The 24833-nt window shown below is 41.9% G+C and carries 27 protein-coding genes and 1 tRNA gene; 19 read left to right on the top strand and 9 right to left on the bottom strand.

From position 1 onward, the window contains the following. Nucleotides 1-18 precede the first annotated feature (18 nt). The 6 genes from rplQ (at nt 19) to prfA (ending at nt 3964) form a co-directional block, all read left to right on the top strand. Nucleotides 19-369, top strand: a complete 351-nt coding sequence (gene rplQ, locus RMZ42_RS15580) for a 50S ribosomal protein L17 (RefSeq protein ID WP_100901254.1) — start codon at nt 19-21, stop codon at nt 367-369. Between the two features lie 112 nt (nt 370-481). Continuing rightward, entirely contained in the window at nt 482-1330 is an 849-nt protein-coding gene (gene truA / locus RMZ42_RS15585; protein WP_322672302.1) for a tRNA pseudouridine(38-40) synthase TruA, read from the top strand. 135 nt (nt 1331-1465) lie between these two features. Then, nucleotides 1466-1921 carry a 50S ribosomal protein L13 gene (rplM, locus tag RMZ42_RS15590; protein WP_322672303.1) on the top strand — a complete coding sequence of 152 codons (456 nt, stop codon included), beginning with the start codon at nt 1466-1468 and terminating at the stop codon, nt 1919-1921. Then, nucleotides 1921-2337 carry a 30S ribosomal protein S9 gene (rpsI, locus tag RMZ42_RS15595; protein WP_104906415.1) on the top strand — a complete coding sequence of 139 codons (417 nt, stop codon included), beginning with the start codon at nt 1921-1923 and terminating at the stop codon, nt 2335-2337. Before rplM ends, rpsI begins: the two co-directional genes overlap by 1 nt. Nucleotides 2338-2520: 183 nt before the next feature. Further along, entirely contained in the window at nt 2521-2763 is a 243-nt protein-coding gene (rpmE, locus tag RMZ42_RS15600) for a 50S ribosomal protein L31 (RefSeq protein WP_109011936.1), read from the top strand. A gap of 103 nt (nt 2764-2866) precedes the next feature. Further along, nucleotides 2867-3964 (top strand): peptide chain release factor 1, encoded by a 1098-nt coding sequence (prfA, locus tag RMZ42_RS15605; RefSeq protein WP_322672234.1) that lies wholly within the window; start codon nt 2867-2869, stop codon nt 3962-3964. Nucleotides 3965-3973: 9 nt separating this feature from the next. Here prfA and RMZ42_RS15610 read toward each other — a convergent pair whose 3' ends face one another. Next, nucleotides 3974-4420: a hypothetical protein gene (locus RMZ42_RS15610; protein ID WP_322672235.1), complete on the bottom strand. Its 447-nt coding sequence runs from the start codon at nt 4418-4420 to the stop codon at nt 3974-3976. A gap of 240 nt (nt 4421-4660) precedes the next feature. On the opposite strand from RMZ42_RS15610, the gene RMZ42_RS15615 reads away from it, so the two are divergent. Both RMZ42_RS15615 and RMZ42_RS15620 read left to right on the top strand, forming a co-directional pair. Further along, the gene (locus RMZ42_RS15615) at nt 4661-5023 is read left to right on the top strand and encodes a helix-turn-helix domain-containing protein (RefSeq protein ID WP_094328443.1); all 363 of its coding nucleotides are present in this window, start codon (nt 4661-4663) and stop codon (nt 5021-5023) included. A gap of 203 nt (nt 5024-5226) precedes the next feature. Beyond that, nucleotides 5227-5685 (top strand): DUF29 domain-containing protein, encoded by a 459-nt coding sequence (locus RMZ42_RS15620; protein ID WP_322672236.1) that lies wholly within the window; start codon nt 5227-5229, stop codon nt 5683-5685. A gap of 478 nt (nt 5686-6163) precedes the next feature. On the opposite strand, the gene RMZ42_RS15625 is transcribed toward RMZ42_RS15620, so the two are convergent. Both RMZ42_RS15625 and RMZ42_RS15630 read right to left on the bottom strand, forming a co-directional pair. After that, nucleotides 6164-6982, bottom strand: coding sequence for a DUF6745 domain-containing protein (locus tag RMZ42_RS15625; protein ID WP_322672237.1), 819 nt, complete (start codon nt 6980-6982; stop codon nt 6164-6166). Further along, nucleotides 6912-7181, bottom strand: coding sequence for a hypothetical protein (locus RMZ42_RS15630; protein WP_322672238.1), 270 nt, complete (start codon nt 7179-7181; stop codon nt 6912-6914). Before RMZ42_RS15630 ends, RMZ42_RS15625 begins: the two co-directional genes overlap by 71 nt. Nucleotides 7182-7259: 78 nt before the next feature. Here RMZ42_RS15630 and RMZ42_RS15635 point away from each other — a divergent pair, with 78 nt between their 5' ends. The 6 genes from RMZ42_RS15635 to RMZ42_RS15660 all read left to right on the top strand — a co-directional run bounded on the left by RMZ42_RS15635 (nt 7260) and on the right by RMZ42_RS15660 (nt 13458). After that, nucleotides 7260-7757 carry a hypothetical protein gene (locus tag RMZ42_RS15635; RefSeq protein WP_322672239.1) on the top strand — a complete coding sequence of 166 codons (498 nt, stop codon included), beginning with the start codon at nt 7260-7262 and terminating at the stop codon, nt 7755-7757. A 34-nt stretch (nt 7758-7791) separates the two neighbouring features. Next, nucleotides 7792-8598 carry an Rpn family recombination-promoting nuclease/putative transposase gene (locus RMZ42_RS15640; RefSeq protein ID WP_322672240.1) on the top strand — a complete coding sequence of 269 codons (807 nt, stop codon included), beginning with the start codon at nt 7792-7794 and terminating at the stop codon, nt 8596-8598. Nucleotides 8599-8765: 167 nt separating this feature from the next. Continuing rightward, the gene (locus tag RMZ42_RS15645; protein WP_322672241.1) at nt 8766-10460 is read left to right on the top strand and encodes an ABC-F family ATP-binding cassette domain-containing protein; all 1695 of its coding nucleotides are present in this window, start codon (nt 8766-8768) and stop codon (nt 10458-10460) included. 224 nt (nt 10461-10684) lie between these two features. Beyond that, nucleotides 10685-12283: a 2,3-bisphosphoglycerate-independent phosphoglycerate mutase gene (gene gpmI / locus RMZ42_RS15650; protein ID WP_322672242.1), complete on the top strand. Its 1599-nt coding sequence runs from the start codon at nt 10685-10687 to the stop codon at nt 12281-12283. A gap of 121 nt (nt 12284-12404) precedes the next feature. Then, nucleotides 12405-12638, top strand: a complete 234-nt coding sequence (gene secG, locus RMZ42_RS15655) for a preprotein translocase subunit SecG (RefSeq protein WP_118167599.1) — start codon at nt 12405-12407, stop codon at nt 12636-12638. 10 nt (nt 12639-12648) lie between these two features. Further along, the gene (locus RMZ42_RS15660) at nt 12649-13458 is read left to right on the top strand and encodes a peptidase (RefSeq protein WP_322672243.1); all 810 of its coding nucleotides are present in this window, start codon (nt 12649-12651) and stop codon (nt 13456-13458) included. Between the two features lie 15 nt (nt 13459-13473). Here RMZ42_RS15660 and RMZ42_RS15665 read toward each other — a convergent pair whose 3' ends face one another. The 6 genes from RMZ42_RS15665 to RMZ42_RS15690 all read right to left on the bottom strand — a co-directional run bounded on the left by RMZ42_RS15665 (nt 13474) and on the right by RMZ42_RS15690 (nt 20217). Beyond that, the gene (locus RMZ42_RS15665; RefSeq protein ID WP_322672244.1) at nt 13474-13809 is read right to left on the bottom strand and encodes a hypothetical protein; all 336 of its coding nucleotides are present in this window, start codon (nt 13807-13809) and stop codon (nt 13474-13476) included. A 211-nt stretch (nt 13810-14020) separates the two neighbouring features. Next, a complete protein-coding gene (locus RMZ42_RS15670; protein ID WP_322672245.1) occupies nt 14021-15169 on the bottom strand; it encodes a glycosyltransferase family 4 protein in 1149 nt (382 codons plus the stop codon). A gap of 356 nt (nt 15170-15525) precedes the next feature. Next, on the bottom strand, nt 15526-17166 hold the full coding sequence (locus RMZ42_RS15675) for an MFS transporter (protein ID WP_322672304.1): 1641 nt from the start codon (nt 17164-17166) through the stop codon (nt 15526-15528). Next, the gene (gene recO, locus RMZ42_RS15680; protein ID WP_322672246.1) at nt 17153-18097 is read right to left on the bottom strand and encodes a DNA repair protein RecO; all 945 of its coding nucleotides are present in this window, start codon (nt 18095-18097) and stop codon (nt 17153-17155) included. Before recO ends, RMZ42_RS15675 begins: the two co-directional genes overlap by 14 nt. Nucleotides 18098-18187: 90 nt before the next feature. Then, on the bottom strand, nt 18188-18868 hold the full coding sequence (deoC, locus tag RMZ42_RS15685; RefSeq protein ID WP_322672247.1) for a deoxyribose-phosphate aldolase: 681 nt from the start codon (nt 18866-18868) through the stop codon (nt 18188-18190). A 170-nt stretch (nt 18869-19038) separates the two neighbouring features. Beyond that, nucleotides 19039-20217: a DNA cytosine methyltransferase gene (locus tag RMZ42_RS15690; RefSeq protein ID WP_322672248.1), complete on the bottom strand. Its 1179-nt coding sequence runs from the start codon at nt 20215-20217 to the stop codon at nt 19039-19041. Nucleotides 20218-20577: 360 nt separating this feature from the next. On the opposite strand from RMZ42_RS15690, the gene RMZ42_RS15695 reads away from it, so the two are divergent. From RMZ42_RS15695 to RMZ42_RS15715, 5 genes are all read left to right on the top strand, one after another. After that, the gene (locus RMZ42_RS15695) at nt 20578-21852 is read left to right on the top strand and encodes a glycosyltransferase family 4 protein (RefSeq protein WP_322672249.1); all 1275 of its coding nucleotides are present in this window, start codon (nt 20578-20580) and stop codon (nt 21850-21852) included. A 737-nt stretch (nt 21853-22589) separates the two neighbouring features. Further along, a complete protein-coding gene (gene rsfS, locus RMZ42_RS15700; RefSeq protein WP_181928677.1) occupies nt 22590-23048 on the top strand; it encodes a ribosome silencing factor in 459 nt (152 codons plus the stop codon). Further along, nucleotides 23045-23545, top strand: a complete 501-nt coding sequence (locus RMZ42_RS15705) for a CGLD27 family protein (protein ID WP_322672250.1) — start codon at nt 23045-23047, stop codon at nt 23543-23545. The genes rsfS and RMZ42_RS15705 overlap by 4 nt, the downstream gene beginning before the upstream one ends. Before the next feature lie 151 nt (nt 23546-23696). After that, on the top strand, nt 23697-24650 hold the full coding sequence (locus tag RMZ42_RS15710) for an asparaginase (RefSeq protein WP_322667280.1): 954 nt from the start codon (nt 23697-23699) through the stop codon (nt 24648-24650). A 46-nt stretch (nt 24651-24696) separates the two neighbouring features. Next, nucleotides 24697-24773: transfer RNA gene (locus tag RMZ42_RS15715), tRNA-Met, on the top strand. Nucleotides 24774-24833: the final 60 nt, after the last annotated feature.

Below are 24833 nucleotides of genomic sequence, written 5' to 3' on the forward strand. Positions count from 1 at the left end.
AATTCATAGTGCATAATTATGCGTCACCGTTGTCGCGTCAAAAAACTCAGTAAACCAGCCGATCAACGCCGTGCTTTACTGCGATCGCTCGCCACCGAGCTGATCCGTCATGGTAAGATCACCACCACTTTAATTAGAGCGAAAGTTCTCCGCAGTGAAGTGGAAAAAATGATTACCCTAGCTAAAAATGGCTCCTTGGCGGCACGCCGTGAAGCCCTTGGCTATATCTTCGACAAACAACTGGTTCACGCTCTATTTGAGCAAGCTCCTACTCGATATGGCGATCGCCAGGGCGGTTATACCCGCATCCTGCATACCGTACCGCGTCGGGGCGATAATGCAAAAATGGCAATAATTGAATTGGTTTAAGTCATTAGTCATTCGTCATTAGTCATTGATCACTTGTACTGAGCGAAGTCGAAGTATTAGTGAATAACAAAGGACAACTGACAAAAGACAAATGACAAAGGACAAAATCTGTATGTTAGAAAGCCACCAGCCGACACAAACTCATCGAGTAGCCTTGGTAATCCAATACCTGGGCACTCATTTTCATGGCTGGCAAAGGCAAAAACAACACCGGACAGTCCAAGAAGAGATCGAAATTGCGATCGCGACTATTCTTGGGCATCATGTAACACTACATGGGGCTGGGCGAACCGATTCAGGAGTTCACGCTGCTGCTCAAGTAGCCCATTTTGAAGCAACAGGTTTTATTCCGCCTCACAAGTGGGCAACAATCCTCAACAGCTACCTGCCGCCAGATATATTAATCAGGGCTTCAGCTAGTGTCGATAACCGTTGGCACGCTCGCTTTAGTGCAGCCTATCGACGGTATCGCTACACAATATATACTGAAGATCGGCTTAACTTGTTTGTAAGACCCTTCAGTTGGCATTATTATTATGCACCCCTGGATGAATCTTTAATCCAAGCTGCCTTGAAACCTCTCTTGGGAAAGCATCACTTAGCTGCTTTCCACCGTGCAGGCTCAAAGCGATCGCATTCCTGGGTAGAGGTGCAAGCAGCAGAGTGTCGTCGCAGTGGGCCATTTATCCATATTGAAATACAGGCAGATGGATTTTTGTATGGCATGGTACGGCTGTTGGTAGGGATGCTGGTACAAGTAGGTTCTGGAGAACGAACACTTTCTAGCTTCACCGAACTCTGGAAACAAGAACGTCGGGAAGAAGTGAAATATGCCGCACCGCCTCAAGGCTTGTGCTTGTTGCGAGTCGGCTATCCCGATTTTCCCTTTCCAAAAGAGATTTGGTACGACACCTTGCCAAAGTTCGTCACTAGTCAAGAGTCATTAGTCATTGGTCATTAGTCATTGGTCATTAGTCATTGGTCATTAGTGAATAACTAAGGACAACTGACAAAGGGCAAAGGACAAATAACAAATGACAAAGGACAAATGACTAATGACAAATTAAAAATGACAAAGGACAAATGACAAATGACAATAGTTAAAACATACCTTCCTTCTCAAGCAACCCTTGAGCGTGAGTGGTACATAGTAGATGCCACCGATAAACGTCTCGGTCGCCTCGCCAGCGAAATCGCTCAGGTATTAAGAGGCAAAAAGAAACCCGAATATACGCCTCATTTAGATACAGGTGACTTCGTAATCGTCATCAATGCCGAGAAAGTAGCAGTTACAGGCAAAAAGCGCACTCAAAAGCTTTACCGCCGCCATTCTGGTCGCCCCGGTGGGATGAAAACCGAAACTTTCGCTAAACTGCAAGAGCGCATACCAGAGCGGATTTTAGAACAAGCTGTTAAAGGTATGCTACCTAAAAATAGCCTCGGTAAGCAGTTGTTCACCAAGCTGAAAGTTTACGCTGGGCCTACGCATCCCCATGATGCTCAAAAACCTAAAGAACTAAAAGTTAGTACAATTCCTGGAGAAGAAAATTAATGGTAGTAGCAGATGCTAATAGCGGTCGCGCCGTATACTGGGGTACTGGCCGTCGTAAGAACGCAGTAGCACGGGTACGCTTGGTTCCAGGCACCGGTCAACTGATTGTGAACGGTAAAGATGGAACCTTGTATTTCCAATTCAACCCCAACTACCTGGGAGTGATTAAAGCACCCCTGGAAACTCTAGGATTAGAAAACGAATATGACATTTTGGTAAAAGCAGAAGGCGGCGGCTTGACCGGACAGGCTGATTCTGTTCGCTTGGGAGTTGCTCGTGCTTTGTGCCAACTAGACCCAGACAACCGCCCACCTTTGAAAACCGAAGGTTATTTGACTCGCGATCCCAGAGCAAAAGAGCGGAAGAAATATGGTTTACATAAAGCTCGGAAAGCGCCTCAGTACTCTAAGCGATAAGCGATTGGGGACTGGGTACTGGGTATTGGAGATTAGGTATTGAGAATTGAGTATTGTGAAAAGTCCGTTGTTTATTTACATCTTTCCCAGTCCCCAATCCCTAGTCCCCAGTCCCTAATCCCTAGCTCCAATTGAAACCTGAAAGTTATAATTGATAAAGATAGATTCATCACAAAAGGAACAATGGCTAAAGCTGATATTCACCCCAAGTGGTATCCAGATGCTAAAGTTTACTGCAACGGTCAAGTCGTTATGACTATTGGCTCTACAAAGCCAGAATTGCATGTAGATGTTTGGTCTGGAAATCACCCATTTTACACCGGCACTCAGAAGATTATTGACACTGAAGGTCGAGTAGAGCGCTTCCTCCGCAAGTACGGTATGAGCAGCACTCAAACATCTGGCGACGATCAAAACAAAAAGTAGCGGGTTGGCTCTGCTGTTAACGACGGCCCTGCATCAGCTGGGTCGATTTTCATTTATATGCTCGAGCCAATTTGTTATTTTTTAAGGAGCGATCGCAATCGTCATGGCTGAATCATACTTACTGGACAAACTAAAATCCGTTGAACAAACTTTTAATGAATTAACACGTCGTCTTGGCGACCCCGATACCGCTAGCAATCCTGATGAGTATCAAGAAATTGCTAAGTCTCGTTCTTCTTTGGAAGAGGTCGTTAATACTTATGAAATTTGGAAAACAGCCCAAGAAGATTTAATCGGAGCGCGTCAGGTTTACAAAGAATCTGCAAGTGACCCAGAGTTGCAAGAAATGGCATCACTGGAAGTCAAAGAACTTGAAGAGAAAATAGAACATTTAGAGTCTCGCTTGAAAGTCTTACTGTTACCACGCGACCCCAATGATGAAAAGAATATCATGTTGGAAATTCGCGCTGGTACTGGTGGCGATGAAGCAAGTATTTGGGCTGGCGATTTGATGCAGATGTACACCCGCTATGCCCAGACTCAAGGTTGGAAAGTTTCTCTAGTGAGCGAATCTCGCGGAGAAATGGGTGGCTGGAAAGAGGTCATTCTCGAAATTAAAGGTAATGATGTTTACAGCCAGCTAAAGTTTGAAGCTGGAGTGCATCGCGTGCAGCGCGTGCCGGCAACTGAGTCTGGTGGACGGGTTCATACTTCTACAGCTACCGTGGCGATTATGCCAGAGGTCGATGATGTGGAAATTCACATTGACCCGAAAGATATTGAAATGACCACAGCTCGTTCTGGTGGTGCTGGTGGACAAAACGTCAACAAGGTGGAAACAGCCGTTGACTTGATGCACAAACCAACGGGAATACGCATTTTCTGTACAGAAGAACGCAGCCAGTTGCAAAACAAAGAACGGGCGATGCAAATTCTGCGGGCGAAGTTGTATGAAATCAAGTTAAGCGAACAACAAGAAGCTGTTACTTCCATGCGGCGATCGCAGGTTGGTACTGGATCGCGATCGGAAAAAATTCGCACCTATAATTATAAAGATAACCGCGCTACCGATCACCGCTTAGGTCAGAATTATTCTCTTAACCCTGTTTTGGATGGTGATTTAGAAACGCTTATCCAATCTTGTATATCTCTAGACCAACAAGAACGTCTCGCGGAGTTAGCGACTTCTGCCGCTAACTAATTTTTGCTATTAAGATTCCTGTAAAACCACTTGTTGTACTGTTGCTTTTAACACACACAGGTGGTTTTCTAGTATCGTGTGGAGTGCATCTTCCATTTCACTGGGATAATGGTAATAGGCAAATTCGTACTTCATGACGTAATTTAGCTTTGCCCATTCCTTCAGGGTTTGACAGGTATAAATTAACTTTTGGGCTTCTTCTTGCCAACGTGCAAAAATCCGGTAGCTAAAAAAGCTGCTGCATATATTGCCTTTTGCATCCCAATAAGAAATACACACTTGATGCTTCAAAAGGTGGATTTTTTTGATTTGCTTAACATCGTAGCCTTTAACTTTTAAAGCTTCTTTGGTTTCTGCCTCAGAAATGTTCCACTGTTCTGGTTTAATTTTATTAGTGGCTATAAGATTTTTACCTTTGCGGCGATATTGGTTAATTTTGCGTGGCTTGCGAAACATGATGCACCTTCGATATTATTTCTTCGCAGCAAAGTCTAGCTACTAGCACAACTGCCGTAGCAAACTAAGTTTTTTGGGTTGATTAAAGATAGATGGGTTAGTCTACTAGCTTGATGACTGTAGTTGCCGATTTACAACCAAAGATATAGTTTAGTACTAAAACACAAGGCTGTCAATATAAAAGTAAACTTGTAATATTGAAAGTAGACTTGTAAATACAGTTGGCTAGCTATATAAGCAGTGAAGATCGAAAGCAAACAAAAACTGATTGAAATCATTAAACTAGCTCGCGGTTCAATGAGTCAGCGAGCATTTGGTAAGCTTTTGGGGGTATCTGCTACTGCTGTTCAGATGTGGGAAAAAGGTGTGAAGGTTCCAGATACAGAAAATTTGGCTCGAATCGCATCGAAAGCAGGCTACACAATGGAAGAGTTAATTAGCTGCATTGATGGCAAGCCAATTCCAGAAACCTCAGATTTGAGTCTGATTCTTAGACAAATCCAGCACATGCCTTTGGCCCAAGTGGCTCAAATTGTCCAAGCTGCGGCGGAGAGATTGGCGGCTGTGGCTGAAGCATCCGGGGATGAGGCGAAGGCTAGTTGAATATTTGTTCAGAATTGAATTGAAATCATTAAAATATAACGTTTCTCGTTTGTATGCAGTATACTCTGACCTCTCTCCAAACCTCTCTCCTAAAAGGAGAGAGGCTTTGAATTTTACTCCCCAACGCTAGTAGGGAAGGGGCTGGGGGTTAGGTCTGTATTGGACTGAACCCAGAAGCGCTATAGCTCTCGTTTCTTAACTCTATGGACAAACCTTTTTTGTATGACCAAGACTTCTATGGCTGGACACAGCAGCAGGCTAAAGCGTTAGAGCAGAGGCTAGTTATGGAACTGGACTGGCAACACCTGCAAGAGGAAATTCAAGCTTTAGGGAGACAGGAGTATCGGGAACTCGTGAGCCGTCTGAGTGTATTACTCGGTCATCTCTTGAAGTGGGAGTATCAACCCGAACAACGCTCTCGCAGTTGGTTTTTAACAATTCGAGAACAGCGCCGCGCCATCCATAGGCATTTACGACAGAACCCCAGTTTAAAGTCTCGAACAGAAGAAGCCTTGTTAGATGGCTTTGAAGCGGGAGTCGATTTGGCGCTACGAGAAACTAACTTACCATTACGAACTTTTCCAGAGCATTGCCCCTATTTATTTGATGATGCGATCGCAGACAATTTTCTGTGCGATACTCGTCAAGAATGGGAAGGATAATTCCTACCATTTTTCTAACGCTCATTTGTTATTTAGAGACACGTTATCCCTTGATCTAACAGATGATGCCCAATATTTGTAAGTAAGTAGGTGGGCTGAATTAAAGCTGAATTAAATATATAAATAGATTGACATGAAAACGTTGTACTGATTGAAAAGCTACTAAAAGTTAATTGCACACACCTACTTAGTCAAACTTCCTCAATTTGGAAAAGGAACATTGCGAAACTCAATATTGTTCCCCCGATTATTAAACTTTGGACAAAAAATAAGTGTTAGCGTAAATTTTGGGTGAATAAAAAACTAGGCATCATAAATTACCGCAGTTATTTTACAAACTGAGTTAAATTCTTAAAGCCTAAGAAAATTTACGCTGCTTTTTGTTTATTGGTGTTGATTTTGACAGTTTCTTGACAACGGGATGCTTAGTTCGTTGGGTTTGAGCCTGACCTTTGACGACAAGACAGAGTAAATAACTTTAGGGAAAACAAATTGAATCAACTTTACCGTGATGAGCGTATAAACCGAAACCATCAGCAAACTGAATTGCAGTTTCTCCATCAGCATGGAGTTTGCCGTAATTATCAAGCAGTAATTTTGTAGGTCTATCACAAATTATGTAATGTATAGGCATTGGTATAAACCACCAACCACACTCAGTACATAAATCTTTGTAAACCTGCCATTGCTCCTGGTTATGCTGGCAACCTAGTTCATTGATGCAATAGTCGAATAGTCCAGCGTAGCTTGCCCATTCAGAATTAGGATAAATAAAGTTATCGTAAAAACGACCAAAAGCATCAGGACAGTCTTTCAACTCACTACTTAACCTTTCGCAAAGCCAATCCCATAAAACATTCCATAATTGCGTATGAATTCTACTACCTACTTTATCCGTAAGATTTTCATCTAAAACTTTCCAAATTTCTAGACTGATTTGAGGATTCAGTCCGCTTGGATATAATTCCGTATTTAAATCCCACCATAAATGAGTTCTTGGTTTACCTTCGCCACAAATAGTTTGTAAGCTAGCTACCTGATTAATAATTTCATCATCACTAAGACCGTTGAAGTTAGCTGTTGCAAGTCTTAACTCAGCACTAAAAGCAGCATACGGACTCTCAAAAAAAGTGATTTCAGGCATTGTAAAACTTTCAGCATAAAAATTGTATACATCTTCTAGTACAGCCAATACTCTATTGCGATTTATACGCTCTATAGATAAATTAATCGCTCTCCATTTTTGCTGATAAGATGCGATGGATTCTTCTTGTTGAGATGTCAGTTTTGTAATCATCGATAATTATTTTGTAGAACACAATCGCTTGGAACCTTGGTAATGAGCGAGGCGATCGCATCGCTAATTTTGGCTGAGTTAAAGGTTCTGGTAGAAATACGTAATGGCTGTACAAACTAAGTCCGTCTGCATGGGTTCCAGCAAGTTGGAACCCACAGAGGTGTGTTTTGTCTGTATAGCTGCGATTTCTAATCGCCAAAGCTAGAGTATTTTACTGGCAGTTAAGGAATAAATGGTTTTAAAATGGTGCAATCTTAAAATATTTAGGGGTGCAGCTATGTCACTACGCAACGAACCATTAGATTGGCATTTTGAATCAAATGAGCCTTATATCCCAGTTTACCATAAAGGTGATTTAGTGGGATTTTTTAAACCAGAATATGCTGGCGAAATTATTAAGTTTTTAAATGAAGAAGAAGTTTTAAAAAAAGCACTAAAAATGGCTTGTACTGATTTAATTAAAAAACTGGGAGGCGATACCAGGAAAGTATATTATTTAATGGAAAAATATGTAAAAACTAGTGAACGTCCAAAGTATGGAACTAGAGCGATCGCAGTTTTACTTCAAGATAGGCAAAAAGAGCTTGACTTGAGTAATCAGGAGTTTGCTAAATTCTGCGACACCTTTAAATTATCTCCAACTGAACTGAATAATATTTATGCTGGAGAAGCATTTGATGATAGTTTATTAGCGCCCCTTTCACGGATATTAGGGATGGCAAAAGAGCAATTGCTGAAAGTGCGAGATGGTTCTGGAGAAACAAGTAACACATGAACAGCAAATCAAAATATTCAAATGATATAAAATTGTGAAAACAGACATCATCTTTTATCGGCTGTTTCAAGAATTCCCTGATATCTTTTTTGAACTACTTGGTAATCCTCCAGAATCAGCTAGCCTTTATCAATTTTCATCAGTTGAAATCAAACAAACAGCCTTCAGAATCGATGGTGTGTTTTTGCCTACACAAGGAAGCGAGAACCAGATTTACTTTGTTGAAGTGCAATTTCAAGCTGATGGGGAAATTTATTCACGGCTAATTGCAGAAATATGTTTATACCTCCGTCAAAATCAACCATCAAATGACTGGGGTGCTGTGGTTTTATACCCAAACAGGAATGTAGATACAGGAGATATCAAACATTACCGTGAGTTTTTCACAAGTGGGCGCGTCAGGCGCATTTATTTGGATGAATTAGGTGAAGGTGGATCGCTTCCAATTGGCATTGCAACTGCTAAATTAGTAATTGCAACCGAAGACATTGCGATCGCACAAGCAAGGGAGTTGATAGACAGAACCAAGTCCGAGATAAACTCACCATCAAAACAGCAGCAATTATTACAATTTATAGAGACTATTTTGGCTTACAAATTTCCTGCAATGAGTAGGGAGGAGATGGAAGAAATGTTTGGCTTAAGTGAGTTAAAGCAAACCAGATTTTATCAGGAAGCCTTTCAGGAAGGGGTTGAACAAGGCATTGAACAAGGTGAGGTTAGAGGTGAGATTAAAGGGAAACTAAAAGCAGTACCAGCAATGTTGGCAGCAGGGTTGACTGTAGAACAAGTAGCAGAGGCGTTAGATTTGAGTGTTGAAGAAGTTGGACAAATAATATAAAGCCAGTCTTAAGATAGATGTGGTAAATTTTATCCGTGACTCAAGTCAAATTTTGTTTGCGCCTCCCCGACTCGATCGCGACGAATTTATAGTTAATTTTTGTTAATATTAGAGGCGGTGTTAGTACTTCGTCCTCAACCACCCACTCCCTACCTGAGAGAAACTTAATGCTGCGACTAGAACATATAAGTAAAATTTATCCCACAGGCGAAGTTCTCAAAGATATCAACTGGGAAGTTAAACCAGGCGATCGCATTGGCTTAGTCGGTGTCAACGGTGCTGGAAAATCTACTCAACTCAAAATCATCTCTGGGGAAATTGAACCCACCGCAGGCGAAATTATCCGTCCTAATAGCTTACACATAGCTTACCTCAACCAAGAATTTGAAGTAGACCCCACCCGCACCGTTAGAGAAGAATTTTGGACTGTCTTCAAAGAAGCTAACGAAGTACAGTTATCTCTGGCGCATGTGCCACAAGAGATGGAAACCGCTAGCCCAGACGAACTGGATCGGCTGATCGACAAGTTGGATCGCTTGCAGCGCAAATTTGAAGCCTTGGATGGTTACAACTTAGATGCACGCATCGGGAAAATTTTACCAGAGATGGGGTTTGGGCTAGAAGATGGCGATCGCCTCGTCAGTGCCTTCAGTGGTGGTTGGCAAATGCGGATGAGTTTAGGTAAAATTCTGCTGCAAAAACCCGACTTGTTGCTACTGGATGAACCGACTAACCACCTAGATTTAGAAACCATTGAGTGGTTGGAAAATTACCTCAGAGGACTGGTTACGCCGATGGTAATAGTCTCCCATGACCGGGAGTTCCTTGACCGCCTCTGCACTCAAATTGTGGAAACTGAACGTGGCGTTTCTAGTACCTACCTCGGTAACTACTCAGCATATTTGTCACAAAAAGCTGAAAGTCAATCAGCACAACTTAGTGCCTACGAACGCCAACAGAAAGAATTAGAGAAACAGCAAACCTTTGTTGATAGATTCCGCGCCAGTGCTACCCGCAGTACTCAGGCAAAAAGCCGGGAAAAGCAACTCGAAAAAATCGAGCGTATTGAAGCACCCATTGCTGGAGTAAGAACTCTACATTTCCGTTTTCCACCTGCACCTCGCAGTGGACGCGAAGTAGTGGAAATTCAAGATTTAACTCATCTTTATGGTGATAAAATCCTGTTCTTGGCAGCAAACCTCCTGATTGAAAGAGGCGATCGCATTGCATTTCTTGGCCCCAACGGTGCTGGAAAATCTACCCTTCTGCGCGTAATTATGGGTATGGAACCACCCACAGAAGGTATCGTTAAATTAGGCGATCATAACGTTATCCCCGGTTACTTTGAGCAAAATCAAGCTGAAGCCTTGGACTTAAAGAAAACTGTCATGGAAACTATCCATGATGAAGTTCCCGACTGGGATAATCAAGAAGTCCGCACGCTTTTGGGACGCTTCTTATTTACCGGTGACACAGTATTTAAACCGGTTGGGGCATTAAGTGGAGGAGAAAAAGCTCGTTTGGCATTGGCAAAAATGCTCTTACGTCCTGCTAACCTACTAATTTTAGATGAGCCGACAAACCACCTAGATATTCCAGCTAAAGAAATGCTGGAAGAGGCGCTCCAAAACTATGATGGCACAGCAATTGTAGTCTCTCATGACCGCTACTTTATTTCTCAAGTAGCAAATAAAATCGTCGAAATTCGTGATGGCGAATTCCGCGTCTATTTAGGAGATTATCATTACTATCTCCAAAAAATTGCCGAAGAAAAAGAACAGGCAAAATTAGCTGCAATAGAAGCCGAAAAAGCAGCGAAAAAAGCGGCTAAAGCAGCTAAAGCTTCCACGAAAAGGAAATGAGAAACTAAAAAATGGCTTAGTAGTAGCAGCGTTTTAGCGCTATTACTAAGTAATCACTCGTTATAAGAGTTCTAAAACATCACAGGAAAATTACTAAAATTTAAAAAATATTTCCAAAAACCGCAAGTCCTTCGTAAAAGAAGTTAATAAGCAAAAATTCACTTGCGGCGTGGATTAGCAGTGGTATCATTCGGGTATTACAAAAAGTAAAGGGCAATTTTACTATGACCAAAGCACCTGTTGCTCCTGTGGTGCTAGTCATTTTAGACGGATGGGGCTACTGCGACCAAACGCGAGGAAACGCCATTATTGCGGCTAAAACTCCCATTGTGGACAGTCTATGGGCAGCTTACCCGCATACCCTCATCCACACATCAGGAAAAGCCGTAGGGTTGCCAGAAGGTCAAATGGGCAACTCGGAAGTTGGTCATTTGAACATTGGTGCTGGACGAGTGGTACCGCAAGAACTTGTACGCATCTCCGATGCAGTCGAAGACGGTTCTATTGCCTTAAAACCAGCACTTGTCAAAATTTGCCAGGAAGTTCGTTCTCGGAATAGCAAGCTGCATCTAGTCGGGCTTTGTTCTGAAGGAGGGGTACATTCGCATATCACCCATCTATTCGGACTACTTGACCTAGCCAAAGATCAGCAAATTCCAGAAATTTGTATTCACGCTATCACCGATGGTCGTGACACCGCCCCAACTGACGGTGTAAGAGCGATCGCGCTACTGCAAAATTATATAGACCGCACAGGAATTGGGCGCATAGTCACCCTCAGCGGTCGCTACTACGCGATGGATCGCGATCGCCGCTGGGATCGAGTCAAACGCGCCTACGACGTGATGACCCAAGATGGTGCAGGTGATAATCGCACGGCTGTAGAAATCTTGCAAGCATCCTATGCCGAAGGGGTAAAAGATGAATTTATCAACCCAATCCGAATTGCACCAGGCGCAATAGAACCAGGGGATGGGGTGATATTTTTCAACTTCCGCCCCGATCGCTCCAGACAACTGACTCAAGCTTTAGTCAGTCCCACGTTTAATGGTTTTGAAAGGCAGCAAATCACACCACTGTCTTTTGTCACTTTTACGCAGTACGATCCAGACTTACCCGTGGCTGTAGCCTTTGAGCCTCAGAATCTCAGTAACATTCTGGGAGAAGTTATAGCCAATCATAGTTTGAATCAGTTCCGCACCTCCGAAACAGAGAAATACGCCCACGTCACCTATTTCTTTAATGGGGGTCTGGAGGAACCTTTTCCCGGAGAAGATCGGGAACTAGTAAGTAGCCCGATGGTAGCAACTTACGACCACGCCCCAGCAATGTCAGCAGCAGCAGTTACAGATGTTGCGATCGCTGCGATTCAAAAGGGTATATATTCCCTAGTTGTGATTAACTATGCTAACCCAGACATGGTAGGGCATACGGGTCAAATAGACGCTACCATTACAGCAATTGAAACAGTCGATCGCTGTTTGGGACGTTTGTTAGAGAGCGTTATCAAAGCTGGTGGTACAACAATTATTACTGCCGATCACGGCAACGCTGAGTATATGCTAGATGAAGGGGGTAATCCCTGGACGGCTCATACCACTAACCCAGTCCCCTTCATCTTGGTGGAAGGAGAGAAAGTCAAAATCCCTGGATATGGTACAAATGTCGAATTGCGAAGCGATGGCAAGCTATCCGACATCGCTCCCACGATTCTAGAGATTTTACAGCTGCCTCAGCCACTAGAAATGACCGGGCGATCGCTGCTGAAAACAGCAGAATACGAGCTGCAACGTACTCGCACTCCCGTGCAAGTAGGGCTGTAAAACAGTTAATAGTGAGGAGTTAAGAGTTAATAGTCAAGGTGATGAATTAAAACTTTCTTAACTCCTAACTCCTAACTCCTAACTCCCTGTTTGAAAACTTGTTATAAATGAGATTCCTACCATGACAGTTAGTAATATCGTGCAAGGCATTTGGGCATTTTCCGCCACTGGTTTGATTATCTTGGTTTTACTGCATAGTCCCAAAGGTGATGGCATTGGTGCCATTGGTGGACAAGCCCAATTATTTAGCAGCACCAAAAGTGCAGAAAACACCTTAAACCGAATTACTTGGGCATTGACAGTAATTTTTCTCGGTTTAACAGTAGTTTTAAGTGCTGGTTGGCTGCCTAAATAAGGATAGGTAAATGGGGAAAAGAACCCAACACCCGATACTTAACACCCTAATAAATTTAATTTCACGACGGTTAATTACAGCTCTTGCCTTGTTGATTGGCACAGGGCTGTTAGTCATTTTTACTAATATCCAGTTGAGTAATGGGTTTGCAATAGTACCAGAATATATACATTCAGATTTAATAATTTCTCTCCCCACTTCCTCAAAACCCCATCCCTTACCGCCCACACTGGCGCAGTGGCAAGATAACACTAACAGTGGTGACTACTTTTCCCAAATCACAACAACCCAAGTTGGTTATTTAGTCTGGTCACAATTTCCTATTCGAGTTTACGTAGAACCACCAAAATCTGTCAGCGAAAAACAAGCTCAAGCATGGGTTAATGGTGTCTTGCAGGGTGTACAGGAGTGGAGTACTTATTTACCTTTAACAGTAGTCGAACAGCCAGAAGTTGCTGATATTACGATTGTCCGAAAAGCGCCACCTCTACAAACTTCGCCTGGTAGTAATATACCCCGTGCGCGATCGGCACAAACGACTTACGAGTTATACACCAGCAACAAAATTTTATCCCACCGCTTCACCATCTTGTTAAGCCCTAGTCAAACAGGTGAGTATCTCATTGCAGCTACCCGCCACGAATTCGGTCATGCATTGGGAATTTGGGGTCATAGTCCGCTACAAACTGATGCTTTATACTTTTCTCAAGTTCGTAACCCGTCACCTATTTCTGCCAGAGATGTAAATACTCTAAAGCGGGTTTATGAACAGCCAACCAGTTTAGGATGGTCTTTAGTGGATAATTCAAAGATTAATTGATTGATAAGTAATACCCTAACGTCTGTCAGTAATCCAAGCCTCTCGCTGTTGTCCCTGAATCGACTGTACCATTCCAAACCTTTCCTCAATTTTGCGTGGCAGAGTGTATATCCCAAAGATGTAAACGCAATCTTCTTCTGGTTGATGTGTCAAAACACGAACTCTGGCTTCGTTATTTTGTAAACGCTCCATGAAAATAGATGCATAAATTTCAACATCTTCAGGAATCTCATATACTTCTTTTGAAAAGGTGAATCTCTTCTCCAAACTATTTGCAATTTGATCGATAACGTTTTGCTCCGGCAACGGAGTTGTGAAGGATATAGACGTATGTTCGGCAGCACTTTCCATCTTCTAGCTGCTCTAAGTCAGGGATATTTATCAACTTTATCTGACTTGCATCATACTTCATTTCGTTAACTTTCTTTAGTCAGGTATCTGTATTCATAAATCACAAATAATTGTATGATTAGAATACTAGCCAATGCTGGCTAACATTGTTGCTCGATCGCACTCATTAGCATCTTAGAATTTCCAGTGCGATCGCACTTTTTCCTTTTCCTTACGCTCTACGACTTAGTGGTAGAGGTCGCTGTGCTAAAACTCCTTTATATAGTTCTTCCAGCAGACTAATATTTTTACTAAGGGTATAGCGGTCTAATACACGCACTCTAGCTTTTTGCCCCAGTAGGGTTGTTAACTCTGGATGGTCTTGCAGCACTGGCAAGAGGGTTCTCAATTGCGATCGCGCCGTTTTGGTACTAATAACTACACCTGCACCCTTTTCCAAGACTTCTCCATCTGCACCCACATCTGTTGCTAAACAAGCCAACCCACATGACATTCCTTCTAACAGAGATAAGGACAAACCCTCTACCAATGAAGGCAAAACAAATACATCTGCGCCCCGCAAAATTTCAATGCGTCGGTCTTCATCAGCAACAAATCCCAACCAGATAATGCCGTATTCTGAACCATAAAAAGGCTCTAAGGAAGACTTTAAAGGGCCGTCGCCAACAATTAGCAACTTCGTACCAGGACTCATTGCCGACTGCTTCCAAGCGCGGAGAAGAGCCTCGACATTTTTCTCTGGTGCTATGCGACCCTGATAGACAAATAAACGTTCGGCTTTAAATTCTGCTTTAATTTGAGAAAATCCTGGAGAATACTTAGCAGTATCAACACCATTGGGAATTACGGCAATATTTTCTTCTCTTACACCCATCCCTGCCAATAATTCTCGCTGAATTTGGGAAAATACAATCACGCGATCGTAGTTAACTAAAAAAGGCGCGTAGAGCTGATAAGCCAAAAGTTGTGTTCCTGATACCAGTTTTGCACCCTTGCCAGCAAATGGCGTGTGAAAAGTGGCAACTAGGGGCAACCTCAGTTCCTCACAGATTTCCGGTAGAAAAAAGTCTAGAGGAGATAAGGTCAAGGAAGCATGGACTACATCTGGTTTGATTTCCCGCAGTGAATCGGTTAAAACTTTGGTGGCTTTAAAAGTAGGAATTGTGTAAACCTGGGACTTGTAAATGAAAGGTAAAGAGACCTCTCGAAGATTTGGCCAATTATCAGGTTCAGACTCTTCCTGGGCGAAGTGAAGAAAGCTAACTTGATGTCCCCTATCTAGCAAGGCATTTGTAATTTCTCGACTGTAGGTGACATTGCCGCAAAAGGGTGATTTTTTTCCAATCCAGGCTATACGCATTCTTTATTTAGCTGTAAGAAAAGCGGGTTTAATCTATTAATTATGTGTCCTTTGTGATTTTTATTTTATCTAGCTATACTTGCTGGTTTTTTTATTTATTAAAAATTCCCATAACTTTCTACTAGTTTAAAAGCTTATTGTCAGCTAATTAAACCAGTTGATTGATGGCTTTATTCATTTTAGTTATAAGTTGTTAATTTCTGATATTTAAACAACTTATTCTGACTAATGTCAGATTCATATCCGGCAAGTATGTGATAAATTTTCACTGGCAACAGTTTACCATGAACACAAAAGCTTTAAGTAAATTATTAATTACGTCAAGGTAATGAATAATAACTACTGTTAGCTGATAACTACTTGTGTGAGTTATACCAGGTTAATATACCTCCTGAAAAGACGATCGCAGCTAATCCCAAAAAAACTATCTGTAATCCCAGAAAGGTTTCTGCGACACCAGCTAATGCTAAAGGTAAGGAGAGGGCAATATTAATGACATTGTTCTGCAAGCCAAAAACTTTACCACGCATTTCTGGAGGTGTTTCTGTTTGGATTGCAGTTTGCATGGGAATTCCTACTAGTGCCCCAAAAATACCCACAAGCATCACCAGTAACAAGACAAGCCACAGTTGAGTTGTAAATACTGACAGACCAATCAGGGATGCTGCCATACCTATACAACCACACAGACTTAGCTGAGTATAGGAGAAGCGTTGACCAAATTGACCGAGAATTGTTGCTCCACCAGCGATACCAACACCGCCAGCTGCTAGTAAAAAGCCGAACTGGGAAGCTTTCATGTTGGGAATTATTTCCGCCATCCGAACGGCTAGAACAGTTAATGCTGCAAAAACAGAAAACAAGATAATCAGTTGCAGCAAAGCATTGCGGACGCGATGATTTGCTTTGAGATAGGCAAAACCGTCTCGCAAGTCAGAGAATACGTGAGGGAATTCTGTATCGGGGTGGTGGTGTTTTTCCTTAGTTGCCAGGAGGAACAAAATTAGTCCAGCGATCGCATAACTGCCACCAACTAAAAGTTCCTTACCCAAATTACCACTACCACCAATTTGCAGCCAAAGTCCATCGGCGATCGCTAACAATGGTTCTCCAACAGCAAACCCAACAATCACCGATGCCATCATCGTTGTCGTATAAAGCGAATTTGCTGAGAGTAAATCCTGTTCTTCTACGATTAAAGGAATTGCCGCCTGTTCCGCTGGTGCAAAAAACTGCGTCAAAGTCGAAACTAAAAAAGTCACACCCAGAATGATCAAAAAACCCACTGGCAGCACTCCTATGGGTTTCCAATCATGAGTCAACCACAACAGGAAGGGAATTGACAAAACCAGGATGCCACGCCAAATATTTGTTGCCACCAGCACAGCCTTTTTCGACCAGCGATCGACAAACACACCAGCAACAGAACCAAACAATACGGCTGGAATAGTAAAAGCCATCATCAAGACTGATACCCAACCACTAATACTCTGATTGCTTCCTTGAAACTGAGTATTAATCAAAGCAATCATCAACACCAAATAAACTTTATCTGCTAGTTGGGAAAAAACTTGACCGCCCCAAAGAGCCAAGAAATTAGGATTTTTTAATACAGGTAAAAATCCTAGCTGTTTTACATTCCCTGCAATAGCTTCTCCATCTGAACTAGAGGCATCTAATGTCGGTAATTCTTTTTCTGGAATAGTGGCTATTGGCAAATTTTGCCCATTACGAACGCCATTGCTATCTACCTCAGCAGTGGTTAATTTGTCCTCAGATTGTGTTTCTGATTGGCTTGGAAGATCGGTTTTTGGACAATTTTGATCGTTTTTAGAAATATCTTTTGGGGACATTTCTTGGCCATTTATTTGACTAGGTGTACACTTGGGAACAGCACTCAAGTGATTCCTGAGTGTAGAATCTGATACCCTATTCTGTTTTTTGGCGAGGCTTGGTGACAAAGGTAGGATTTTTTTATCCAAATCAGAAGGTTGCATCATGGTTGGCAGCAAAATAAGAGTCGATCAAGGTAGCAGAGCGAATAGGACGACCTAATTGATACTGAGCATACTGGCGCAAAATCTGCTCAACAGATAACCAGTCATAATCTCTAGCACTATCAATTTGCATTATCTCTGGTTGTGACAGCTGTTGAAGCAAAGCTAGTTCCATAGCACCCAAACGACTAGAAATCACAGGTATTTCTTGCCGATGCACAACAACTGTTTGGGCATTGAGCATTGCGGATGGAGCATTGGGCATTGGGTATTGGTTATTAATTCCCTCCTCCCCTGCTCCCCTGCTCCTTTGTTGCGCCCTTATCTCCTTTTCCCCTTCTTTTCGTAAACGTTCCCTAGCTTCTAAGGAAACCGTTCCACCCGCAGGGATGCTAAATCCTACCTGCCAGTTGGGGTCTGTGAAGTCTGGCTTAAGGGAACGTTGAGATAGGCAGCAGATTTGCACTTGTGGCGTCAGTCCTGCTAAGGCTAAAAGGTGAAATACACCATGAGCCAGATGAGCTAAAACACCAAATGAATTTGTACTAGACACCGCCTCTAAGCGATGGAGATGTTCATTGAACAAATCATAAAGTTCTTCTTGGGGTTGTTCGCTCAAAGCTTCACACAGAACTATTTCTGCTAAATATTGACTGGCAGCCAGTTTTCCTAAATCTTTAGCTAAACCAGGATAAGTTTTTAACGTCTGTGCTTGAGTAATTTTATCAAGCGATCGCCCTTTAGCAATCAATAGTTCATTCACAACAAACATTCCACTCCTACCACCCAGGCTGGAGTTGTGCTTACGCGACCCTGGAGCCACGGCTCGAATTAGACCGAATTCTCGTGTCAAAATCGTCACTATTTTATCCGATTCTCCTAGCGCCTGGGTTTTAAGATTAATACCAGTTGCTTTGTAGGTTCTACTCATTAGTCATTAGTCACTAGTCATTAGTAGTTATTAATCATTGCTCAAGGGTCATTAGCTTAGGACAAATGACAAATGACAAAGGACAAATGACTATTCACCCTTTCCCAAGTTATCGCGCTGGCGGATCAAATCCATACCGCGAGATGTGCCTAATCTAGTAGCACCCGCTACGATTAAGTCTAGGGCTTGATTGATAGTGTGAATACCACCTGAAGCTTTAATTCCTACCCTTTCTTTTGCCAATTCTTGCAAAAATCGCACATCTGCCACAGTTGCACCACCATTCCAACCTGTACTAGTTTTTAAGAATGCTGCTCCTGCCTCCATAGCTATTTCAGCAGCTATTTTTTTCTCCGCATCTGTCAACAGGTTAGTTTCCAAAATTACCTTGACCGTTTGCCCAGTCTCTTCACAAATTTCGGCAATCTCTCGGTGGACTTTTTCAGTTTTGCCAGCTTTTAACCAGCCTAAGTTCATCACCATATCCAACTCAGTGGCCCCACTATCCACCGCTTCTTGAGCTTCATACAGTTTCACTGCTGAAGTCGTTGCACCAGAAGGAAAGCCTATCACTGTACAAACTTTCGGGTTTTTACCGTGGAGGAGTTCGACTGCTTGCTTGACATTAGCGGGGAACAGACAAACCGCCGCAAAGTTGAATCTATATGCTTCTTCACACCATTGCTCAACCTGCTCTGGAGTAGCCGTTGGCATTAACAGGGAGTGATCGATAAATGGCGCAATATCAATGTCTGGATAGTCTGCTGCCATCGTGTCTTCTGCCAGTGATTGATTATTAAACTTTATAAAAAATTAAAACATTTCTTATATATATATTAAACCACATTTATTACGAGTTTATCCTGAAAACAAGTTGCTGAATTGTCTTTAATATTGGCTTTACAGATATCCCAGGATTACTACAAGTGTTTAAGTTAACGCTAAGTAGTAGTAATACTAGGAATATCAAGAGGTTTTTTTGCACTATTTCCTAAGAAGTTAATAATACTTTGAGCCAATGCCTGCGATGCCAAATATGGGACACCATTACCAATAGTTTTAAACATATTAGTGAGTGACATATTTTCTGGAAGTACAAAATTTCCAGGCAAAGATTGGATAGCTAAAGCTTCTGCTACAGAAATCCGCCGGACTTTGTAAGGATGTAAATGTACTTCATTATTTCCATAGCAAGCTGTCGGAGAGTAACGCCATCTATGCAGACGTTTGAAAGACTTTTTAGAATCATCTCCTTCATTAATAGCAGCAAATTTTGTGATACCTGCCCTTGGTTGAAAACAGTTTTTAGTATTGGAATGTTTCAGAACATTATTTTTTCTAAACCAGTATTCAACTGTTAATTCTTCAGGTATGCCATCAGGACAAGGTATTAGAGAATTTTCTTGGAATGGTTCACTCTTACACCAGTGGTAAGCAAAAACTTTTTCTTGAGGATATAAAATATAATTATTCCAAGGAAAATATCCCTCATTTAGTAGCTTTTCACTACCGATTTTGATTCCTATATCTTGAAGAAAATTATTTTTGAAACCAATTAGAATAATTCTTTCTCTATCCTGGGGTACGCCATATTCGATAGCATTAATTAACCGCTCTGTTAATATATATCCTGATTCCTGCAATTTTTGCTTGAGGGATTCAAAAAATAAACGGTGTTTTGTCGTTTTCCACAAACCTTTAACATTTTCAAATAAAAAGAAGTCGGGAATATTTCGGCAAATTAATTCAATATATGAAGCAGAAAGCTTGCCATTATCTCCTAAACTTCCTCTATTTTTTCCACCCATAGAAAAATCAGGGCAGGGAGGCCCACCGATGAAACCAATTATATTATGAGATTTGCGGCAGTCCTTGACTAATTCTTGAAGGTGTTGTGCTTCTTTTCCGATAATAAATTTTGTTACATCTGCTGCTTCACCGTGATGATATCCATATTCAGGCGATCGCATTTTTAGAACTTCCCGTGAATGGCGATAGGCGGTGATAAATGGGGCGAAGATTTCATTGACATAAACAATATTAAAACCGCTGGTTTCAAAACCTAAATCGAGGAAACCTGAGCCAGCAAAAAAAGAGAAAATACAAGGGCGATCGCTCATTGAATTACTAGTACGATCAAAAATTATTATTAATATTCAGATTCTCGGAAAATGGTTTATGTACGTAACTTATACTAACTATCCCAAATTTGATTTAAGGATTGGCAAAAACTAATATACTTAGGGTTTCTACGTAAGTACCAATCAAAAAATAACAATTAAAAAACTGCTTAAATAGTCAAAAAAATTTACAGTTTCCCTAAGTATTACATCTTAAAGTTTACTCAATCTTTAAGGAAAATACCTGACAGAAAAAGAGTCTGGAGTCACAATTAAATATAGGGGTTTCCAAGCCCAAATGATATTTCAGACAAATATTTGTCATTAAATAAAAAGCCGGGGTACTTCGGACTAAATTTTATGCGGATTTTAATTTACTCCTACAACTACTATCCAGAACCGATTGGTATTGCCCCACTAATGACTGAATTAGCAGAGGGACTAGTGAAACGCGGGCATGAAGTGCGTGTAGTTACCGCTATGCCCAATTACCCTGAGCGGCAAATTTACCAGGAATATCGGGGTAAATGGTATGTCAACGAATACAAAAATGGCGTTCAAATTCAACGCAGTTACGTTTGGATTCGTCCACAACCCAACCTATTAGATAGGGTGTTATTAGATGCTAGTTTCGTCGTCACTAGCTTTGTACCCGCCCTCATCGGTTGGCGCCCAGATGTGATTCTCTCAACATCGCCATCCTTGCCAAGCTGTGTACCAGTTGCTCTTTTAGGATGGTTACGTGCTTGTCCTGTAATTTTAAATCTACAAGATATTTTACCAGAAGCAGCCGTCCATGTCGGTCTATTGAAAAATAAATTACTTATTCGGTTGTTTACATTATTGGAAAAATTTGCTTACCGCACTGCCACTAAAATTAGCGTCATTGCCGATGGGTTTGTGGAAAATTTGCGATCTAAAGGCGTAGAAGCTGACAAAATTGTGCAAATTCCCAACTGGGTTGATGTAAATTTTATCCGCCCTTTACCTAAAGAGGATAACCCTTTCCGTACAGCACATAGTCTAAACGGCAAATTTGTAGTACTGTATTCTGGTAACATTGCCCTAACCCAAGGCTTAGAAAGCGTCGTCAAAGCTGCTTCTGCCTTGCGCCATATCCCAGATATTGTCTTTGTCATTGTTGGAGAGGCAAAAGGTCTACAGCGATTGCAACAGGAATGTCTAGACTGCGGCGCAGATAATGTGATGTTACTGCCATTTCAACCCCGCAAAGATTTACCACAGATGTTAGCAGCTGCGGATGTTGGTTTAGTGGTACAAAAGAAAAATGTTGTATCCTTCAATATGCCGTCAAAAATTCAAGTGTTACTTGCTAGTGGAGGGGCCTTAGTTGCTTCTGTACCCGACAATGGTACGGCAGCAAGAGCCATTAGGCAAAGTGGCGGCGGAGTTATCGTTCCTCCAGAAGATCCCCAAGCTTTAGCGATGGCAATTTTAAATTTGTACCAAAACCCCGAAAAAGTCAAAACTCTGGGTTATAAAAGTCGCCAATATGCCGTTGAGCAATATGCTTTTGAGCAAGCTTTAAATCAGTATGAGTCCTTGTGTTACTCATTGACAGCAGAACGCAGAGCAATTCAATCTACAGGCATAGTTACGAAACAAGAAGTTTAATCTTTGCTGCAAAGTTATGTTACATCTGTAGAAATTACGATTATACCCTCATGCCTAAATATTAGGAATTTTTAAGGTAGCGAATTTTACTAATAAAAATATAACAATAGACAAGCAGGTTGTCAGGTGGATTGTTGAACTAAAAATCTCGTGGCTCACTTCATTCAATAGACCTCTTGCAAAAGTCCTTAACACCCCACCCCCAACCCCTCCCCAAAGCATCGGAAAGAGGAGCATTTGCTTTACTAAAATGCGGGGTGGGGTTCTTTATTTTTGATTTATGCAAGAAGTTTAACCCGTGATTACCCGAGTACAAAGTATATATAAATACTTAAATTTATATGTGTATAATAAATCAGACTTTTGCTAGACCAGTAATTAGTATGCTGTGTTGTATCGTAATTTTTAGCAGACAGTATAAAGCGTAGATGTGTAGTTACTTGCAAATTACTAGCTTTAGATTACATATTATGCTGTTTGATTAATCTGCAATTATTTTCGCTGTCAATTCCTGCTGCAAAGCTATTGGTTGATTTATCGCTGCACAATAACCATCAGCTTTTCAGCTGTTGCGGATATCGAAATCTAAACAGCCAATTATCAAACTAATCCCATAGACACCTGTTTTTTTGTTAGTATTCAAAAAAACCTATTGGCATATTTGTCAGATCAATTGTTCGTTGTTTGTAAGTAAATGTCAACAATTGTTTCAAAAGGAAGAAAGCACCTGAGGTTTAATGACTGATTATTTCCAAGGAAATTTCCCATTGCAATCTGTCCCACTGACGAAGAGTGCGGTAATAAGCCACGGCCAAACCGAAGAGGCGAGCGAAAAATTAGCTGCAACGATCGCTGTTGCGGCATCAGATCGCAAAGCAGGTGAGATTCTATTGCTCAAAGTAGCAGAGGTATCTTACTTGGCGGATTACTTTGTGATGATGACTGGCTATTCTAAGGTACAGGTAAGGGCGATCGCTCAAGCAATTGAAGGAAAAGTCGAAACTGAGTTGCAACGCCGTCCTTTAAGGACAGAAGGAAAAGTCGAGGGCAGTTGGGTACTACAAGATTACGGTGATGTGATCGTTCATATCATGATGCCCAAGGAACGGGAGTTTTATAATTTAGAAGCGTTCTGGATTCATGCAGAACGTATTTCCCTTCCAGAATCTGATGAAGGTGAGGGTAAGCCAACATGATTAGGTCTTCGGTTTCTAATTGCCCAGTTCCTACAGACCAACAACCACTCAATGAATACGAAGAGTTAAAAACTTCCTGGCTGTTTCGTGATACCACTTTACATTGGCGCGAGTATATCACGAAACTTGTTTGGATTTGGGGTTTATCTTGGCTCTTTGCAGGGCCTATAGCTGCGGCAAGTTTTCCTCCTCACAAGTATATTGCACATTTTATTCTCTGTGGTGCAGCAGGAGCCAGTGTCGGGTTAGTGCTGATACTGGTAAGGTTATACTTAGGCTGGTACTACGTGTGCGATCGCCTTTGTAGTCCCACAGTATTTTATGAAGAGTCCGGCTGGTACGACGGTCAAACTTGGACTAAACCACAGGAAGTCCTTAACCGCGATCGCTTAATTGTTGCATACGAGATCAAACCCATTCTGCGACGGTTACAATTTACCTTCGCTGGGTTGGCGGGAATGTACGTTATTGGTACTATAGGTTGGCATTTGTTTTAAAGAGTCATTAGTCATTAGTCATTAGTCATTGGTCATTAGTAAATAAACAAAAGACATAGACGCGCCAGCGGCTTCCCGCAGGGTAGGACAAAGGACAAAGGACTAATAACCAATGACTAATTTAATTAAAAAAGGTGATAAATATAAACCCATGACAATGGGAAAACGAACTCAAGCCACAGCACTGGAAGTCCGGTTGCTGCGGGAAGGTATTATTGAATCCAGGCATATAGTCCAAGCTGTTGTCTGCGACGAACGAGGACGGGTTCTAACCGTTGCCGGAAATTCTGAAACTGCTGCATTTATCCGTTCAGCCCTCAAACCGTTTCAGGCACTTGCTGTCACCACCACAGGTACACTGGAACGCTATCAACTCAGCGATCGCGACTTAGCAATTATCACAAGTTCTCATAAAGGAAAAGTAGATCAAGTCCGACAGGTATTTAACATCCTTTGGCGAGCCGATCTCGACCCGACTACACTCCAGTGTCCAATTCCTGAAGGCAAACGGAGTCCTCTGGAATACAATTGCTCTGGAAAACATGCCGGAATGTTAGCCGTTTGTCAGCAACGCCATTGGCCCTTGAATAACTACTTGGATCGCAAGCACCCAATACAGCAGTTGATTTTGGGCAAAGTAGCAGAGTTGCTGCGAATGCCAGCCGCAGAATTTATCAGCGCTCATGATGATTGTGGCGCACCAACTTATCTAATGCAACTCGGTCACATGGCATCTTTATATGCACTGCTAGCCTCTAGTACCAACTTGGATATGGAGCGGATTGTCCGTGCTATGACTCATCACCCCGCGATGGTCGCAGGAGATGGAGAATTTGATACGGAACTGATGCGCTTAACTCCAGGAGAACTAGTCAGTAAAACTGGTGCCGAAGGAGTGCAGTGCATTGGTAGACTCGGTGAAGGCTTGGGATTGGCAATCAAAGTCATGGATGGGGCAAAACGAGCAAAGTATGCCGTTGCTATTCATTTACTTCAGCAAATGGGGTGGATTAGTCCCAGCGCCGCCGAAAGTCTCTCAGAAAAGTTTGTCACCTTGGGAAAATACAAGCGTTTAGAAGTAATTGGAGAATTATCATTTTTGTAGTTGCCAAACTCTTGACTATAGGTTATGCTATAAAAGTTAAGAGCGACGCGGGATAGAGCAGCCTGGTAGCTCGTCGGGCTCATAACCCGAAGGTCAGTGGTTCAAATCCACTTCCCGCCACCACATAAAAAATAAGAAAAATAAAACAAAACCCTACAATCAGTAAAGATTGCAGGGTTTTGT

This window comes from Nostoc sp. DedQUE05, assembly GCF_034530955.1.
Lineage (GTDB): Bacteria > Cyanobacteriota > Cyanobacteriia > Cyanobacteriales > Nostocaceae > Nostoc.

Coding starts and splice junctions, on each gene's coding strand:
- RMZ42_RS15665 (WP_322672244.1), bottom strand. CDS start 13,809: ATGGAAAGTGCTGCCGAACATACGTCTATATCCTTCACAACTCCGTTG.
- deoC (WP_322672247.1), bottom strand. CDS start 18,868: ATGGCAGCAGACTATCCAGACATTGATATTGCGCCATTTATCGATCAC.
- RMZ42_RS15675 (WP_322672304.1), bottom strand. CDS start 17,166: ATGCAACCTTCTGATTTGGATAAAAAAATCCTACCTTTGTCACCAAGC.
- RMZ42_RS15620 (WP_322672236.1), top strand. CDS start 5,227: ATGGACAAACCTTTTTTGTATGACCAAGACTTCTATGGCTGGACACAG.
- RMZ42_RS15610 (WP_322672235.1), bottom strand. CDS start 4,420: ATGTTTCGCAAGCCACGCAAAATTAACCAATATCGCCGCAAAGGTAAA.
- truA (WP_322672302.1), top strand. CDS start 482: ATGTTAGAAAGCCACCAGCCGACACAAACTCATCGAGTAGCCTTGGTA.
- RMZ42_RS15710 (WP_322667280.1), top strand. CDS start 23,697: ATGACAATGGGAAAACGAACTCAAGCCACAGCACTGGAAGTCCGGTTG.
- RMZ42_RS15645 (WP_322672241.1), top strand. CDS start 8,766: ATGCTGCGACTAGAACATATAAGTAAAATTTATCCCACAGGCGAAGTT.
- prfA (WP_322672234.1), top strand. CDS start 2,867: ATGGCTGAATCATACTTACTGGACAAACTAAAATCCGTTGAACAAACT.
- RMZ42_RS15635 (WP_322672239.1), top strand. CDS start 7,260: ATGTCACTACGCAACGAACCATTAGATTGGCATTTTGAATCAAATGAG.
- rpsI (WP_104906415.1), top strand. CDS start 1,921: ATGGTAGTAGCAGATGCTAATAGCGGTCGCGCCGTATACTGGGGTACT.
- rplQ (WP_100901254.1), top strand. CDS start 19: ATGCGTCACCGTTGTCGCGTCAAAAAACTCAGTAAACCAGCCGATCAA.
- rsfS (WP_181928677.1), top strand. CDS start 22,590: ATGACTGATTATTTCCAAGGAAATTTCCCATTGCAATCTGTCCCACTG.
- RMZ42_RS15690 (WP_322672248.1), bottom strand. CDS start 20,217: ATGAGCGATCGCCCTTGTATTTTCTCTTTTTTTGCTGGCTCAGGTTTC.
- RMZ42_RS15660 (WP_322672243.1), top strand. CDS start 12,649: ATGGGGAAAAGAACCCAACACCCGATACTTAACACCCTAATAAATTTA.
- rpmE (WP_109011936.1), top strand. CDS start 2,521: ATGGCTAAAGCTGATATTCACCCCAAGTGGTATCCAGATGCTAAAGTT.
- gpmI (WP_322672242.1), top strand. CDS start 10,685: ATGACCAAAGCACCTGTTGCTCCTGTGGTGCTAGTCATTTTAGACGGA.
- RMZ42_RS15670 (WP_322672245.1), bottom strand. CDS start 15,169: ATGCGTATAGCCTGGATTGGAAAAAAATCACCCTTTTGCGGCAATGTC.
- RMZ42_RS15705 (WP_322672250.1), top strand. CDS start 23,045: ATGATTAGGTCTTCGGTTTCTAATTGCCCAGTTCCTACAGACCAACAA.
- RMZ42_RS15695 (WP_322672249.1), top strand. CDS start 20,578: ATGCGGATTTTAATTTACTCCTACAACTACTATCCAGAACCGATTGGT.
- secG (WP_118167599.1), top strand. CDS start 12,405: ATGACAGTTAGTAATATCGTGCAAGGCATTTGGGCATTTTCCGCCACT.
- RMZ42_RS15625 (WP_322672237.1), bottom strand. CDS start 6,982: ATGATTACAAAACTGACATCTCAACAAGAAGAATCCATCGCATCTTAT.
- recO (WP_322672246.1), bottom strand. CDS start 18,097: ATGAGTAGAACCTACAAAGCAACTGGTATTAATCTTAAAACCCAGGCG.